This window comes from Caulobacter sp., assembly GCF_035254145.1.
Taxonomy (GTDB): Bacteria; Pseudomonadota; Alphaproteobacteria; order Caulobacterales; family Caulobacteraceae; genus Caulobacter.
The window spans coordinates 1-15,108 of record NZ_DATFAV010000128.1 but is presented as its reverse complement, the minus strand read 5'-3'; the positions used below and the strand labels follow the sequence as shown (position 1 = coordinate 15,108).

Here is a 15,108-nt window from a genome sequence, read left to right as displayed (position 1 = left end):
GGTGCTGAAGACGCTGGAGGAGCCGCCGGCCCGGGGCGTGATCCTGCTGATCAGCCACGCGCCTGGAAAGCTGCTGCCGACCATCCGGTCACGCTGCCGCCGCCTCGCGGTTCCGGCGCCGGGCGTCCAGGCCGCCGCCGACATGGTCGAGCGCATGGCCGACCTGCCGCACAAGGACGCCGAACGCCTGGCGCGCATGGCCCATGGCGCGCCCGGAAAGGCGCTGCAACTGGCCGCCTCCGGCGCGATCGCCATCGACGACGCGGCCAACGAGATCCTCCGCGCCCTGCCCAAGATCGACGAGGGCGCTCTGCTGGCCATGGCCGACACCTTCCGTGGGGCCGAGGGCGCGGCGCGGTTCGAGTTGCTGATGGACCGCCTGGCCGATCAGGTGCGGATCTTCGCCACCCAGGTGGTGGCCGACGGAAAGACCTCGCCGGCCCTGGATCGCTGGGCGGCGGCCTGGGAGCGGCTATCCAGCGCGCCCGGGGAGGCCGAGGCGGTGAATCTCGACCGGGGCGATGTCTTCTGGAGCGTCATCTCGGACTTGCGCGCGGCGTCCAAGGCGGCGATGTGAGCCGCATGCTCATCGACAGCCATGTGAATCTCCACGCGCCGCAGTTCGCCGAGGATCGCGACGCCGTGATCGCCCGGGCCCGCGAGGCCGGGATCGGCCTGATGGTCACGATCTGCGACAAGGTCTCCTCGTTCGAGGCGGTCCATGCGATCGCCATGGCCGAGCCCGACATCTGGTGCACGGTCGGCACGCATCCGCACGAAGCCAAGGAAGATCCCGACCTGACGGCCGCCCGTCTGGTGGAGCTGGCCAGCCGTCCGCGCGTGATCGGCATCGGCGAGTGCGGCCTGGACTTCCACTACGATCTTTCGCCACGGGACGTGCAGGCCAGGGTCTTCCGCCAGCATTGCGTCGCCGCGCGCGAGAGCGGACTGCCGCTGGTGGTGCACACCCGGGAAGCCGACGAGGTGATGGCCGAGATCCTCGAGGCCGAGCACGCGGCGGGGCCATTCAAGATCCTGATGCACTGCTACACCAGCGGCCCCGAGCTGGCCCGGCGCGCCGCCGCGCTCGGCGCCTGGTTCTCGGTCTCCGGCATCGCCACCTTCAAGGCGGCGGAAGAGGTTAGGGCGATCATCCGCGACATGCCAGCCGATCGGATCATCGTCGAGACCGACTGCCCCTATCTGGCGCCCGTGCCGATGCGGGGCCGCCGCAACGAGCCCGCCTTTCTGCCCCACATCTACGACAAGCTGGCCGAGATCCGCGGCTGGAGCCGGTCGGAGACAGAACAGCGCACCGAGGACGCCTTCTTCGACCTGTTCGACCGGATTCCCCGGGCATGACGGGGCCGCTGGAGTTCACGATCCTGGGCTCCGGCTCGTCCGGCGGCGTTCCCCGCGCCGACGGCAACTGGGGCGACTGCGATCCTTCCGAACCCCGGAACCATCGTTCCCGGTGCTCCCTGCTGGTCCGGCGTCCGGGGGAGGGCGGTCCGCTCCATCAGACCACGGTCGTCATCGACACCGCGCCCGACCTGCGCCTGCAAGCCGTGGCGGCGGGCGTGCGACGGGTGGATGCGGCGCTTTTCACGCACGACCACGCCGACCAGGCCCACGGCGTGGATGATCTGCGGCCGTTCTTTCTGAACCAGCGCGTCCGCATTCCCGCCTATATGGACCAGGCGACGCACGACGGTCTGCTCAAGCGGTTCGAGTACATCTTCCACAGTCAGGGCGGTTATCCGGCGATCTGCGAGCCGCGCCTGATCCCGCCGCTCGGCGAGGACTTCGTCGTCGCCGGCCCCAGCGGCGACATCGCCGTCCATACGTTCGACGTCGACCATGGCGAGATCCGCGCCGTCGGTTACCGGATCGGGGACGTCGCCTATACGCCCGATGTCCGCGCCATTCCCGACGATAGCTGGGCGGACCTGGCCGATCTGGAGGTCTGGATCGTCGACGCGTTGCGCTGGACGCCTCATCCCACCCACGCGCATGTCGAGCTGGCGCTTGAGTGGATCGCCAAGGCCCGGCCGAAACGAGCGATCCTGACGAACCTGCACATCGACCTGGATTTCAACGCGCTGGCGGCGCAACTGCCCGCGGGCGTGGAACCCGCCTACGACGGCATGCGCTTCATCCTGTGACTGGATCCTGCGACTGACGGGGATATCGCCACCGATCGCCCGCCGTTCGTGATTTTGACGAAAACTTGGCCCTACGTAGCAGCGTTGAAATAAGGTCGTTCAACAACACCGTCATAGGGACGCGGTAGAGACATCTTCCTATGCGTCATTCCAACGTGCTGTCCCATGGCTGAAACCGTCACCGCCTCGCAAGAAATCTTCCAACGCCTGCGCGCCCGCCTGCCGGCGGTGACGCGAGAGCACCTGTTCGAATGCTACGCCATCAGCGAGACGACCTGGACCAAGCTTCGCGACGGAAGGCCGGTGAAGAGATCGACCCTGGACCGCATCCTCGTCAGGCTTGAAGCGCTGGACGCCCGGGTCGCGGCTTGATCGGCCGGTAGTAGATATTTCTGAAAGATCTGCCTGTCACCAGGCAGCGTCCCGCGCCGCAGGCGCGGAGGGGGCAACTATGGCGCGACGGCGGGCCGATCGGTCATTGCTATAGAAAGCCTCGATTCCAGGCCACCAGCGGCTGCGCCGGCGTCAGGATGCTCTCCTTGGCCGTAACCACCAAGATCGAGTGGGTTCCGGCGTCGACTACATGATCAGTGACGCAGTGCGCGCGAGCCACCCCTCCATAATAGGCAGGCGGCGCCGAAGGGGCGAGGCTCCAGCGTTCCGGTGAGAAACGCTCCGGCGAGCGGGCGGAGCTGGCGTAACGCCACGCCTCTTCCTCATCATCCCTGGCCAGCAACGCCACACCACAATCCGAGGCCTTGACCAGGGCGTCATGGCAGCCCGCTTCCTTGCGGACGCAGAACAGGAAGCGCGGAGGCTCGACCGACAGGCCCGTGATCGAGCTGACCAGGAGGCCGCGCGGCGTCTCCCCGTCCCAGCACGAGATGATGGCGACGCCGCCCGCCAGATGGGCCAGGACCTCCTTGAAGTCGGTCTGCTTTGGGAAGTCGGCCCGGACTGGCGCGGCGGACCGCGACGGCGAGGCGGCGTCGTAAGCCATGGCTCAGCTCGCCACGGCGGTCGGGTTGGCGTCGCGCTCGGCGACCAGCCGGCGGACCAGCGGGATCAGGTCGCGGCCATAGCCGATGGCGTCCTCGACCGGATCGAAGCCCCGGATCAGGAAGGTCGAGACGCCCAGGTCGTAAAGGCAGAAACTTTGACGCTCAAAGGCCATCAACTCTGAGGCTTTTCGGACAACGACCAACGGGACCTTCAAATATGACCCGTGACAGCGGCCTCTTCTCTGAGCCGTCCTAATTAGCTGCACGGCAAGCTTCGACACTGTCAGCGTAAGCAAAGTCGACGGCGTCCTGTCGATGGAGCTAACGATAGGGTTTCGACAGCTTTCGTAGTCTGCGAATGCGAGCGAGAAGTTCGCGGCCGGTAATCCCGCGATCGACGGCGTCGTCAGCGCCGATTTCCAAGGCCTCGATGCGCAGGTCGCTCTCGGCGGCGGGGGTCAAGGCCACTATGGCGGCGACAGCCTGGCCGCACAGCTGAGCAACGAGATCCAGATCGCCCCGCGCCTGCACGTGGACGATGGCGATCGTCGGGGACAACCGCTCGGGTGCGGCGAACGCCTCAGTCATACAGGCCTGAACCACGACGCCGGCTTCGGCCAACCGCCGGGTCAGGCTGTCGTCAGTCGAACTCCACTCCGTGCTGAAGTAGACGACGGTCGGACCGATGAGCCCCATGATGCGCCCTCCGCGATCGGGGAGCAGAACTGGCGGCGCTACCCTCGTTGGGACACAGCATGACGCCAATAGCTGTCGCGTGGCTGTCGCCGACCACAATTTGTCTCGATCACGGGCTAGGCGTTGTGACCGCGGGTGGGAACTGCACGGCCGCCCTGACGCCGCGCCCCCGAGGACCATGGTCAAGGGTGAGGCTTGCGCCCAGTCTCCGGCAGATGGCCGCAACGATTGGCAGGCCTAGGCCGCTTCCGGCTTGTTGCTGGTCCCGGGGAAGGCGATAGAAGCGGCTGAGCGCTAGTTCACGCTGTTCCAGAGGGATGCCGGGGCCATCGTCGATCACCTCGATCCTGGGGCCCGCCGGCGTCGCGCGAAGCGCGACGAGCACCGTTCCGCCAGCTTGGTTATAGCGCACGGCGTTGTCGACAAGGTTGAACACCAACTCAGCCAACAATACCGCGTCGGTCTCCAGGCGGACCGCGCGCCGTGGCAGCTTAGCGGTTAGGGCCACCCCCGCACCGTCGGCTTGCGACGATAGGTCGAACACCACCTGACCAACGACCGGCCGCAAGTCGATCAACTGCGCGCCGACCGGCGCGGCGGCTTCCTCGGCGCGAGCCAGGGCGATCAGTCCGGTCAACAGCGCCTGAAGCCGGTCGGTGGCGTGAAGAACATCCTCAAAGGAGGACTTGCCGACTGGGCTTTCGAGGCCGTGCTTGCCGACAAGCGATATATGCGTGCGCAGGATGGCCAATGGCGTCCTCATTTGATGGGAGGCATCGGCCGTAAACCGACGCATGCCTTCCACGGAGGATTCAAGGCGGCGCAGCAGGGCGTTAAAGCCTGTCACCAGACCGGTGAGTTCGGACGGGACCGTCTCCAGCGGCAGGGGCGCGAAGTCGGCCTCGCGCGCGTCCATGGTTTCTCTCAGTCGGGTCACTGGGCTCAGGCTCCACATCGCGGCGGGCCAGACCAGCAGCGCAGCGACCCCGACCAGAGCCGCCTCAAGCATCACGAGGCCGCGCAACATTCGGTTGGCCAGTTCCTTCCGCGCGTCGAGGGTTTCAGCGACTTCGACGATGATCGCGCCAGGAATGCGCGGCAGACGGCGCGCCTCACCGGCGATGCGCACGCGCGCGCCGCGGTAGTCGACATAGGCGAAGTAGGGCGTCTCCAGGGCCTGCTGGGGTGGCGCGATCCGAGGCAGGTCGGGATAGCCTGTGATCAGGCGGGCGTCATGGCGAACGCTGTAGTAGATGTTGTCGCGCTCATTGTTCTCTAGCATACCCAGAGCGAATGGCGGGATATCCAGCGTGATTTCGCCGTCCTCCACGGCCAGGGTTTCAGCGATCGCACGCGCTGAGGCGGCCAGGATCCGATCGGACGTGCTCTCGGCGATTCCGTGGATGAGCAGTGCGCCGCCCGCGCCCAGCACGATCGCAACCATGCTCAGCGAGCCGATCAACGCCCAAAGCAGGCGTCGCACGACCGATGGCGAACCGATCACGCGCCAGGGGTTTCGAGAATGTAGCCCAGGCCACGCAGCGTGCGGATGCGCGGCCCATCAGGCTGAAGCTTTTTGCGAACCCTGGCGACGTAGAGTTCCAGAGCGTTGGGCGCCACCGGGTCGTCGAAATCGAACACTTCGGCCGCCAACCGTTCCTTGGGAACGATCTTACCGGCCCGAGTCGCCAAGCTCATCAGCACCGCGGCCTCACGACGGCGCAAGTCGATGATCCGGCCATTGATCCTGGCTTCGTTGCTGGCGCGGTCCAGGCTCAGCGATCCGATCGTCAGAAGCGGACTGGGATCGCCGTTTCCCCGCCTCAGGAGCGCCCGGATGCGGGCTTCGAGCTCGGCGGTGTCGAAAGGCTTGAGCAGATAATCGTCGGCGCCGGCGTCCAGCCCGGCCACTCGATCTTGAACGGCGTCCCGGGCCGTCAGGATCAGGATCGGGATCTTCGATCCCCGCCGCCGCAGGCTTCGCAGAACGTCCAGCCCCGACATGTCGGGCAGACCGAGGTCGAGGATGACGACGCCGTAGGGCTCGGTCGTGATCATATCATCAACCTCGCCGCCGAACGCGACATGGTCGACCGCGTTCCCGGCGTCGCGCAGAACCGCAACGACACCGCGCGCCAGAACCTGATCGTCCTCCACGAGTAGAATTCTTGTCACGCCACGCTCTTGGCTTGGGAGCCGATTGGGGTTCCTACTCATGCCTAGCACGATGAAGGCGACGCACAAGGCGTCGAACGGTCGGCCAAGAATCGCGCGAACGCGCAGACGTCCGTCGGGGAGGCGGCATGGCTTTGGATTGGACCCGTCGCGCATTCGCGATGTTGGGCGGCGCCGCGCTTTCGGTCGGCGGGGCGGCGCACGCCGATGGGCAACGCAGAGGCTATCCGCGGTCCTACGTCAACCTCGAAGCCCAGGCCGAACGCGAAGGCAAGCTCGTGGTCTATTCGGCCGCCGACCTGCGCGAAGTGGCCGAAGTCCTTTCCGAGTTCCGGCGACGCTATCCCTCTATCGAACTGCAGTACGCGCACCTGGCGTCGCGCGAGGTCTATGACCGCTTTCTGCGCGAAACCGGCGCCGGCCAGGAGACGGCCGATCTGGTGTTCAACTCGGCGATGGACCTGCAGATCAAGCTGGTCAACGACGGCTACGCCCAAGCCTACGCCTCGCCGGAAAAGCCGTTCATCCCGCCTTGGGCGACGTGGAAGAACGAGGCCTACGGAGTCACCGCCGAGCCCATCGTCTTCGCCTACAACAAACACCTGCTGCCAGCGGAGGATGTCCCGACCTCGCATGACGCCCTGACGAGGCTGCTGTCGACCAAGGCCAGGTCATTGCGGGGAAAGGTCGTCAGCTACGACGTCGAGCGCAGCAGCACCGGTTTCCTGTTCTTCACCCAGGACGAACAGATCAGCCGCGATACCTGGAAGATGCTGCGGGCCCTGGGGCGCACCCATCCGAAATTCTACCTCGCGGGTGAGGAGATGCTGCGGCGCATCAGCACCGGCGAGCACCTTCTCGCCTACAATCTGATGAGCTCCTACGCCCTGGAATGGCGGGCCATCAATCCCGCCATCGAGGTGGTGTTCCCAGACGACTACACCCTGGTGATGTCGCGGATCGCCTTCATCTCCAAGGGCGCCCGTCACCCCGCCGCCGCGAAACTCTTCCTCGATTTCCTGTTGTCACGGGATGGCCAGCAACTTCTGGCCAAGCGCTACATGACGCCGGTTCGCACAGACCTTCAGGGGGCTTTGCGGCACGGCGATCCGAGCGACTTGCGAGCCATCCACGTCGGCCCCGTCCTGATCGCAAACCTCGATCAGATTCGCCAAAGGCGATTGGTCGCCGAATGGAAGAAGGCGGTGTTCCCCAGCGTGCGCTAAAGCGCCCTGTCGCCGCGACAGGCTCACGACAGCAAGTTCGGACTAGGCTTGGTCAACCGCGAACTCCTCAGGAGTCGCACAACGAATGGAGTCCAAAGCTGGCTCCATCGGGGAGGACCAACCATGAAGAACCCACGCCTGTGGCTCTGCGCCACGTCGATCCTGTCGGTGCAGGCCCTGGCCGGCGCGGCCTGGTCGCAGGAGGCCGCCCAGCAAGTCTCCGAAGTCATCGTCACGGGCAGCCGCATCGCGCGCGCGACCACCTTCTCCACGCCGACGCCCGTGACGGCCCAGACCAGCGACGAACTGGCGGCGGCCGCGCCGTCGACCCTGGCCGCGGGCCTTCAGACCCTGCCTTCGGTGAGCGTCGGCGGCGGCCCTACGGCGGGTGGCGGCACGGCCAACGGCGGCCAGAACTTCCTGAGCCTGCGTGGCCTGGGCTCCAACCGCACCTTGACCCTCGTTGATGGCCGTCGCTTCACCCCCAGCAACAATGCAGGCGGCGTCGACTCCAACCTCATTCCGTCCGGTGTCGTCGAGCGTGTCGATGTCGTGACGGGCGGGGCTTCGGCCGCCTACGGCTCGGACGCCGTGGCCGGTGTCATCAACTTCGTTCTCCTGAAGTCCTTCCGGGGCCTTAAGGTCGACAGCCACTACGGCATCTCCGAGCACGGCGACAACAAGGAGATCAAGACGGCCGTCACCTACGGCGCAAACTTCCTGGACGATCGCGGCCATCTGCTGGTCGGCGCCGAATACTTCAAGAACGATGGCGTTCGGGGCGACGCCCGAGAGTTCCGCCGCCACGCCTCCAACATCATCCCCAATCCCGCCGGCGGACCGACCAACATCGTCGCGTCCGACGTGCGCACGCCCTACACGCGCGGGGGATTGATCGTCATCGGCGCGGGCGGCTCGGCCGCCAGCAACGCGCTCTTCCAGGGTATCAAGTTCGATCAGGGCGGCGCGCGATCGGCGTACAACTACGGGACCGTGGCGTCCGACCGCGGACTCAATAGCGGCTTCCAATCCGGCGGGGACGGTTTTCAGGTCTCGACCGGGCAGGAGATCGTGCGCCCGTTGAAGCGCTCGACCCTCTTCACGCGGACGAGCTTCGACATCACGCCCGACATCAACGCCTTCGTGGAGGCCTCGTATGGCGCGACCGAGTCGTTCCTGGACAACAGCCCCACGACCCACACCCTGACCATCCAGCGCGACAACGCCTTCTTGGGTCAGGTCGCCCCAGACCTCGTCGCCCAGATGGTCGCCGCCGGGGTGCCGCGGCTGATGCTCAACCGTCTGACCCTCGAGGAGAACCGACGGACCAAGACCCTCAACATGAACAACACCGTCCGGGTGTTGGCCGGGATCGAGGGGGAGCTTGGCGGCTGGCATTGGGAGCTCACCGCCCAGCAAGGCGTCAACCGAAACAAGAGCCATGTCGTCAACAATCTGATCACCGCGCGCATGGGCTTTGCGGCTGACGCCGTCATCAACCCCGTCAACGGTCAAGTGGTCTGCCGCGCGACCCTGCCGGGGTCCAGTTTCAACGCCGCCGCCGCCGGCTGCGCGCCGTTCAATCCCTTCGGCGAAGGCGCGCCATCCGCGGCGTCCCTGAAATATGTATTCGGCGAGCTGACATCGCTGGGCCGCACCGAGATGAAGGGCGTCGAAGCCAGCGTGTCGGGCGAGCTGTTCCAGCTACCGGCCGGCGCTGTGGCCATCGCCATAGGCGGCGAGATGCGCAACGACGAGTCCAAGCTGGCCGTCGACCCGCTCTCGCAAGCCGGCGCCTATCGCCTGGTCAATTCGCAGGCCTTCTATGGCCGGTCGAACACCAAGGAAGGTTTCGTCGAGGCCGACATCCCCGTGCTCAAGGACGTGTTCCTCGCCAAGGATCTGAGCCTGAACCTGGCCGCCCGGCACACCGAATATTCCTTCAGCGGCGGGGTCAACACCTGGAAGGCGGGCGTCAACTGGGCGCTGACCCGTGAGCTGCGCCTGCGCTACACGCGCTCGCGCGACATCCGTGCGCCGAACCTGACCGAGCTCTACGCCACGGGCCGCCAGAACAACATCACCATCGACGACACGCTCTACACTGGGCGCACCTATCTGTCGGTGCCCAACAAGACCTTCGGCAATCCCGACCTCACGCCCGAAATCGCCGACACGAACGTCATGGGCTTCGTCTATCGGCCCGAATGGCTGCCGGGCTTCAACATGGCCGTCGATTACTACGCCATCCGGATCAAGGACGCGATCGGCAATGTCGGCGGCAACAACGCCGTGCAGCAGTGCAACCTGGCGGGTCAGAATTCACCGATCTGCGCCTTCGTGATCCGCGACGCCAGCAAGGCCGTCATCGGCACGCGGACCTCGCCTTTCAACCTCACGGTCCAGAAGATCGACGGTGTCGACATCGAGGTCGGCTACAAGATGCAGCTGGCGGACTTCGGCTGGGCCACGAGCTTGCTGGGCGATGATCCAGGCTCGTTGAACCTGCGCATGGTGGCCGGCTACCTCAGCGAGCTCGTGACCATTTCCCCGCTGGTCCCGATCACGATCAACGACGCAGGCGCCGACGGGATTCCCAAGTGGCGGGCCACGCTGGCGGCGACCTACGAGAAGGGACCTTGGCAGGTTCGCCTGCAAGGCCGCTACATCGGCGACTGGGTCTGGAACCGCACCTTCATCGAGGGCGTGACCACCAATTTCAATCATGTCGCCGACCGCGCCTATCTCGACGGTCAGGTCAGCTACGAGTTCAGCAAGCGCGCCGAGGTCTACGTCAACGTCCAGAATCTGCTGGACCGTGATCCCGCCTTCGCGCCGGACCCGACCGGGGCCACGCCGCTGTCCACAGACACCGGCCTCTATGACCAGGTCGGCCGCAGCTGGCGGGTCGGCGTTCGTCTTCGCTTCTAATCCCATGCGGCCGCCCCAAGGGCGGCCGTGACCTCTCGCTGCACTAGCGAGCGCGCATTCCTGGAGACTTCCGTGGACGTCAAGCCCACCCGACTCAAGCAGATCAAATCCGTCGCCATCGTTTCGAGCGGCAACTTCCTCGAAATGTACGACTTCATGGTGTTCGGCTATTACGCGCCCGCGATCGCCAAGAGCTTCTTTCCGACCGGAAACGAATTCGCCGGTCTCATGCTGACCCTGATGACCTTCGGGGCCGGCTTCCTGATGCGCCCGGTGGGGGCGGTCGTCCTGGGGGCCTATGTCGATAAGCACGGCCGTCGCAAAGGCCTGATGCTCACCCTGGCCTTGATGGCGGTCGGCACGCTGACCATCGCCCTCATGCCCACCTACCAGCAGATCGGCCTCTTTGCGCCGTTGCTGATCCTCCTGGGCCGACTGATCCAGGGCCTATCGGCGGGCGTCGAGGTCGGTGGGGTCTCCGTCTATCTGGCTGAAATCGCCACGCCAGGTCGCAAGGGGTTCTATGTGGCCTGGCAATCCGCCAGCCAACAGGTGGCGGTGGTCTTCGCGGCGCTGATCGGCTTCCTCTTGAACCAGGCCATGAGCCCGGAGGACGTCACCGCATGGGGCTGGCGGATTCCCTTCGTCATCGGTTGCCTGATGGTGCCGTTCCTGCTGGTCATCCGGCGGTTCCTGGAGGAGACCCCGGCCTTCCAGCAGCGCACCGAACGCCCCGAACTACATGAGGTTTTCAAGATCGTCGCCGCCAACTACAGCCTCGTGCTGCGGGGGATGATGATCGCGGTTATGACCACGGTGTTCTTCTACATGATCACCGCCTACACCCCGACCTACGGCAGCAAGGTGCTCAAGCTGACCGCGGCGGACGGTTTCCTCGTTACGCTCTGCGTTGGCCTGACCAACTTTGTCATGCTCCCCATCATGGGGGCGGTTTCCGACCGGATCGGTCGCCGGCCGCTGCTGATCGGCGCGGCGCTGGTCGCGCTGGTCTCGGGCTATCCGATGATGAACTGGCTAGTCAGTGACCCGTCCTTCGGCCGGCTCCTGGCCGTGCAGCTCTTCTTCGCGGTCGTCTATGCCAGCTACAATGGCGCGATGATCGTGTTCCTCACCGAGATCATGCCCACCCACGTCCGCACCGCCGGGTTTTCGCTGGCCTACAGCCTGGCGACCGCCATTTTCGGCGGCTTCACGCCGGCGATCAGCACCTACCTGATCCACGCGACGAACGACCGTGCGATCCCCGGGGTCTGGCTGTCGATCGCCGCGCTGGTCGGCCTGCTGGCCGCCGTGACCTTCGGAAGCCGCCGCGGCGCAAGAATTGCGGCCACCTGACGCCACGTTCTATGGCGACTTGGGATCCGTTCCCACGGCGCGCCGTGAATACAAGACAACCACGAACCCGGCCGCCTCGGCGGTTACAGAAGGCACGGAGAAAAGACATGCGGGAGGCTCTGTTCCGAGCGACGCGATCTGGGATGTCCAACCTGGCGCGACTGGCGCTGATCGGCGCGCTCGCGGTTGTCGCCTTCGCGGGTGGGCACGCCCAGGCGCAGCCCTATCGCGGTCAGGTCGATCGCAAGACCTACCCCTGGCGGGACCTGACCAAGGAACTCGCCAACAAGATGACCGGAACCTATGTCGTCACCTCGACCGGCGACCTACTGTTCCAGGAGCCGGCTGGACCGCGGATCAGCCCGGCGATCCGTGAAATCCTCAAGAGCGCCGACACCACCATCGGCAACCACGAGGGATTCCTCGTCGATCGGCGGCAATGGGCGGGGACCAACGGCTACGGCAACAACTGGGCGCCAAAGGAGTTGGCCAAGGATCTCGCCGACCTTGGCTTCGACATCGTCGCTCCCGGTGAAGCCGATGGGGGGGAGGCGGCCCAGGTCTCGACGATCAAATACTTCGACGAGGTTGGCATTAAACGCCCAGGCTATGGGCCCAACCTCTCCATCGCCCGTCAGCCGGTTTTCCAGGAGCTCCCGCAAGGTCGCGTCGCGGCGATCGCCGCGTTCCCGATCGGCGCGGTGGCCACGGGGCCCGCGGCGACCAACAAGGACGGCGCCGACGTCGGCGAGCGCCCTGGCATGAATCCACTGCGCCTGACCGTCTGGAACACGGTCACCCAAGAACAGTTCGACCAGTTGAAGGCGATCCGAGACTCGGTCCTGGCGCGCCGCAATGAGCCGGATCTCGCTCGGCCCACCGACCTTCCGGTCGATCGCCCCGGACGCCTGGTTTTCCTCGGGAAGAACTACATGGTCGCGGAAAAGCCCGGCGCCTTCCACTACGAGATGAACCCCACCGACGTGGCGTCACAAATCTTGGCCGTACGCAACGCCAAGGAGTACGCCGACTTTGTGATATTCACCATGCACGTGCATGAGAACCGCTTCGCGTTCCAGGCCTACTCGCAGGATCACTACCCGCCCGATTACCTGGTCGAGTTGGTGCACAAGCTGATCGACAATGGCGCCGACATGTATGTGGGCCATGGCAACCACACCATGCAGGGCATTGAGATCTACAAGGGCCGTCCAATCTTCTACAACCACGGCAACTTCGCTGTGCAGCGCTTTGGCAGCGACGACTCTCCGCCTAATCCGGGAAATGTCACCAACATCGAAGAGAGCGAGGCGCAGAACTCCTGGCTCCAGCAGTTCATCAACCTGACCGCCTACGTCGCCCGGACGAAGTATCAGGATGGCAAGCTCGTCGAAATCCGCATCTACCCGCTGGATCTCGGCGTCGATCAGAACAAGACGCCCTGGTCGCGCTCAAGCATTCCCCAAACGCCATCACCCGAGGTGGCCAAGAAAATCCTCACCGATCTGCAGAAGTGGTCTGAGCCCTACGGGACGAAGATCAGCATCGAAAACAATATCGGCGTGATCCGGGTGCCCCCCGAGGCCACCGTAATGATCGGCCGTGATCTTGATATTCCGGGGCGTGGACCCGATTCCAAAGCGACCGGTCGGGGCCCATTCTAAAGCTGCGCCTTGGAGGATCGCTATCCAGCGATCCTTGCCTCCGCCAGGCGTGCTCCGCACAGGAGGCGCTTGGCGGAGCTGGCGGGCCGACTTCAGCTCCTGGGCGCTTCCGCGACAGTCGCGTTTCTGAGTACCGTCAAAGTCCGGGGAGAAGGTGCGTCACCGCCCGAGACGCAGACCTTCGGATCGGCCGGGAGGGAGGAGCTGCTTTAGGCTCTTCAAGGCAGATCGGCGTCGTACAGGGCAACTGGAGAGCGATAAGATGAGATTGATGGAAAAAGCCGCGACCTTCGGCGTCATCGCGGGCATCGCCATGACGACGGGGGCGCTCGCCCACGAAGCGGCCAAGCTGCCCAACACGCCGGCCGGCAAGGCCATTCAAGCGCGCCACGACAACTTCAAGGCCATGGGCGCGGCCAATAAGTCGATCTCCGACGAGCTGAAAAAGGACGCGCCCGATCACAAGCTCGTCAGCGACAACGCCATCAAGCTGAAGGCGCTGTCTACCCAGGTTCCGTCCTGGTTCCCCAAGGGCAGTGGTCCAGAGTCCAAGCTGCCCACGGACGCCAAGCCGGAGATCTGGACGGAAACGGCGAAGTTCTCCGCCGCCGCCAATCGCATGCAGGTCGAGGTCTCCAAGCTGCAGTTGCTGGCCGCATCGGGGGAGGTGGGGGCGCTGCGCAACCAGTCGCGCGCCGTCGGCGCGGCCTGCAAGAGCTGCCACGATAGCTTCCGTATGCCGCGGAGCTGACGCCATGGCTTCCGAGACGGTGTCAGCGCCGCCGCGTGACTACAAGCTTTGGGATCTCCCGACACGGTTTATCCACTGGGCCCTGGTCGGTCTGATCGGCTTTTCCTGGTGGTCGGCTTCGAGCGGCCACATGGAATGGCATCGTTGGTCGGGTTACGGGGCGCTGGCCTTGCTCTCCTACCGGCTGGTTTGGGGTGTCGTCGGCAGCGAAAGCGCGCGCTTTTCGTCTTTTGTGAAGGGGCCGAAAGCCATTGTGGCTTACGCCCGAACCCTTCTTAGTCGACGCCCCTCCGAGGGGCGGGGCCACAATCCCATCGGGGCGCTGAGTGTTCTGGCCTTGATCGGCGCGATCACCGTCCAGGTCGTTACCGGCCTATTTTCGGTGGATACGGATGGCCTGGAATCGGGGCCGCTGGCCGACCGCGTCAGTTTCGAGACGGGGCGCGTCTTTGCGCAGTGGCACGGGTGGAGCTTCGATGCGCTCAAGGTGCTAATCGTGCTGCATCTCGTCGCCGTCGGGTTCTATCTCGTCCACAAGCGCACCAACCTTGTGAAGGCGATGATTACCGGCAAAGCGTCCTTGAGCGCTGATCCGGCGCTTCGCTTCGCTCCGCTTTGGCTCATCGTGGTTGTCGCGATGGTGGCAATGGGCTTGACCTGGTTAGTGATGAAGGGGGTGCGGGTTTAGACGCGTCACCACCTGGTGAGGACGTAGGCAGGGTGACCGCGGAAGGCGAGGGCCGACGTCGTGCTCACGGCGCTGAACGCAACGCGGTGAAGAGTCCACTCGGACCGGTTGAACGGACGATCAAGGGCCGCCCAGATCGACAACGCCGAACTCCGGTTCGAACTGCCAGGGGAAATGTGGAGACAGCAACTCTGACGGTTTTGCGGACAGCAACCAACAGGGTAATTTTTCTGATAATATATCTTAGACGATAAACGGTCGATAGCTTCGAATTATGGCGATGTTGTCGCTGACTTGTCACTGACTCCTATTCCTGCGCGTCGCAGCTGCGCCGTTATGAGTTGCCACGTCGTTCCGCGTTTTCGCGATTTTCTGACTCCAACCCTGCGACTGGCCGACTCCAATTGTGCGACTGGCGACTTGCGTCGACGCCATCGGTCGCGATGTCAGCGTCC

General features: G+C 64.9%; 14 protein-coding genes and 1 pseudogene. 10 read left to right on the top strand and 5 right to left on the bottom strand.

The genetic code is table 11. From position 1 onward, the window contains the following. From VJ655_RS07645 to VJ655_RS07630, 4 genes and pseudogenes are all read left to right on the top strand, one after another. Positions 1–577 (top strand): annotated as a pseudogene (locus VJ655_RS07645) (DNA polymerase III subunit delta'); the annotation flags it as partial. Next, positions 574–1,362, top strand: coding sequence for a TatD family hydrolase (locus VJ655_RS07640; RefSeq protein WP_324110470.1), 789 nt, complete (start codon positions 574–576; stop codon positions 1,360–1,362). The pseudogene VJ655_RS07645 and the gene VJ655_RS07640, both read left to right, overlap by 4 nt. Further along, positions 1,359–2,165, top strand: coding sequence for an MBL fold metallo-hydrolase (locus VJ655_RS07635; protein ID WP_324110469.1), 807 nt, complete (start codon positions 1,359–1,361; stop codon positions 2,163–2,165). The genes VJ655_RS07640 and VJ655_RS07635 overlap by 4 nt, the downstream gene beginning before the upstream one ends. A 165-nt stretch (positions 2,166–2,330) precedes the next feature. Next, entirely contained in the window at positions 2,331–2,537 is a 207-nt protein-coding gene (locus VJ655_RS07630; RefSeq protein ID WP_324110468.1) for a hypothetical protein, read from the top strand. A gap of 109 nt (positions 2,538–2,646) precedes the next feature. Here VJ655_RS07630 and VJ655_RS07625 read toward each other — a convergent pair whose 3' ends face one another. The 5 genes from VJ655_RS07625 to VJ655_RS07605 all read right to left on the bottom strand — a co-directional run bounded on the left by VJ655_RS07625 (position 2,647) and on the right by VJ655_RS07605 (position 6,193). Further along, complete coding sequence (locus tag VJ655_RS07625; protein ID WP_324110467.1) at positions 2,647–3,165, bottom strand: flavin reductase family protein; 519 nt, start codon at positions 3,163–3,165, stop codon at positions 2,647–2,649. Between the two features lie 3 nt (positions 3,166–3,168). Next, the gene (locus VJ655_RS07620; protein WP_349254736.1) at positions 3,169–3,339 is read right to left on the bottom strand and encodes a hypothetical protein; all 171 of its coding nucleotides are present in this window, start codon (positions 3,337–3,339) and stop codon (positions 3,169–3,171) included. Between the two features lie 148 nt (positions 3,340–3,487). Continuing rightward, a complete protein-coding gene (locus VJ655_RS07615) occupies positions 3,488–3,862 on the bottom strand; it encodes a hypothetical protein (RefSeq protein WP_324110466.1) in 375 nt (124 codons plus the stop codon). 109 nt (positions 3,863–3,971) lie between these two features. Beyond that, the gene (locus VJ655_RS07610; RefSeq protein ID WP_324110465.1) at positions 3,972–5,366 is read right to left on the bottom strand and encodes a sensor histidine kinase; all 1,395 of its coding nucleotides are present in this window, start codon (positions 5,364–5,366) and stop codon (positions 3,972–3,974) included. Next, on the bottom strand, positions 5,363–6,193 hold the full coding sequence (locus tag VJ655_RS07605) for a response regulator (RefSeq protein ID WP_324110464.1): 831 nt from the start codon (positions 6,191–6,193) through the stop codon (positions 5,363–5,365). The genes VJ655_RS07610 and VJ655_RS07605 overlap by 4 nt, the downstream gene beginning before the upstream one ends. On the opposite strand from VJ655_RS07605, the gene VJ655_RS07600 reads away from it, so the two are divergent. The 6 genes from VJ655_RS07600 (at position 6,166) to VJ655_RS07575 (ending at position 14,653) form a co-directional block, all read left to right on the top strand. After that, positions 6,166–7,263 (top strand): ABC transporter substrate-binding protein, encoded by a 1,098-nt coding sequence (locus tag VJ655_RS07600; RefSeq protein ID WP_324110463.1) that lies wholly within the window; start codon positions 6,166–6,168, stop codon positions 7,261–7,263. The two genes, VJ655_RS07605 and VJ655_RS07600, sit on opposite strands and share 28 nt — an antisense overlap. Positions 7,264–7,386: 123 nt before the next feature. Beyond that, positions 7,387–10,194: a TonB-dependent receptor domain-containing protein gene (locus VJ655_RS07595; protein ID WP_324110462.1), complete on the top strand. Its 2,808-nt coding sequence runs from the start codon at positions 7,387–7,389 to the stop codon at positions 10,192–10,194. 72 nt (positions 10,195–10,266) lie between these two features. Then, a complete protein-coding gene (locus VJ655_RS07590) occupies positions 10,267–11,550 on the top strand; it encodes an MFS transporter (RefSeq protein ID WP_324110461.1) in 1,284 nt (427 codons plus the stop codon). A gap of 143 nt (positions 11,551–11,693) precedes the next feature. Further along, positions 11,694–13,214 (top strand): CapA family protein, encoded by a 1,521-nt coding sequence (locus tag VJ655_RS07585; protein ID WP_324110460.1) that lies wholly within the window; start codon positions 11,694–11,696, stop codon positions 13,212–13,214. Positions 13,215–13,485: 271 nt separating this feature from the next. After that, on the top strand, positions 13,486–13,965 hold the full coding sequence (locus VJ655_RS07580) for a cytochrome c (RefSeq protein ID WP_324110459.1): 480 nt from the start codon (positions 13,486–13,488) through the stop codon (positions 13,963–13,965). A 4-nt stretch (positions 13,966–13,969) separates the two neighbouring features. Then, entirely contained in the window at positions 13,970–14,653 is a 684-nt protein-coding gene (locus tag VJ655_RS07575; RefSeq protein WP_324110458.1) for a cytochrome b/b6 domain-containing protein, read from the top strand. Positions 14,654–15,108 lie beyond the last annotated feature (455 nt).

What these genes read in the sequence shown, in the direction of transcription:
- VJ655_RS07630 (WP_324110468.1), top strand. Translation starts at nt 2,331, where the DNA reads ATGGCTGAAACCGTCACCGCCTCGCAAGAAATCTTCCAACGCCTGCGC.
- VJ655_RS07625 (WP_324110467.1), bottom strand. Translation starts at nt 3,165, where the DNA reads ATGGCTTACGACGCCGCCTCGCCGTCGCGGTCCGCCGCGCCAGTCCGG.
- VJ655_RS07595 (WP_324110462.1), top strand. Translation starts at nt 7,387, where the DNA reads ATGAAGAACCCACGCCTGTGGCTCTGCGCCACGTCGATCCTGTCGGTG.
- VJ655_RS07615 (WP_324110466.1), bottom strand. Translation starts at nt 3,862, where the DNA reads ATGGGGCTCATCGGTCCGACCGTCGTCTACTTCAGCACGGAGTGGAGT.
- VJ655_RS07575 (WP_324110458.1), top strand. Translation starts at nt 13,970, where the DNA reads ATGGCTTCCGAGACGGTGTCAGCGCCGCCGCGTGACTACAAGCTTTGG.
- VJ655_RS07580 (WP_324110459.1), top strand. Translation starts at nt 13,486, where the DNA reads ATGGAAAAAGCCGCGACCTTCGGCGTCATCGCGGGCATCGCCATGACG.
- VJ655_RS07605 (WP_324110464.1), bottom strand. Translation starts at nt 6,193, where the DNA reads ATGCGCGACGGGTCCAATCCAAAGCCATGCCGCCTCCCCGACGGACGT.
- VJ655_RS07600 (WP_324110463.1), top strand. Translation starts at nt 6,166, where the DNA reads ATGGCTTTGGATTGGACCCGTCGCGCATTCGCGATGTTGGGCGGCGCC.
- VJ655_RS07585 (WP_324110460.1), top strand. Translation starts at nt 11,694, where the DNA reads ATGTCCAACCTGGCGCGACTGGCGCTGATCGGCGCGCTCGCGGTTGTC.
- VJ655_RS07635 (WP_324110469.1), top strand. Translation starts at nt 1,359, where the DNA reads ATGACGGGGCCGCTGGAGTTCACGATCCTGGGCTCCGGCTCGTCCGGC.
- VJ655_RS07620 (WP_349254736.1), bottom strand. Translation starts at nt 3,339, where the DNA reads ATGGCCTTTGAGCGTCAAAGTTTCTGCCTTTACGACCTGGGCGTCTCG.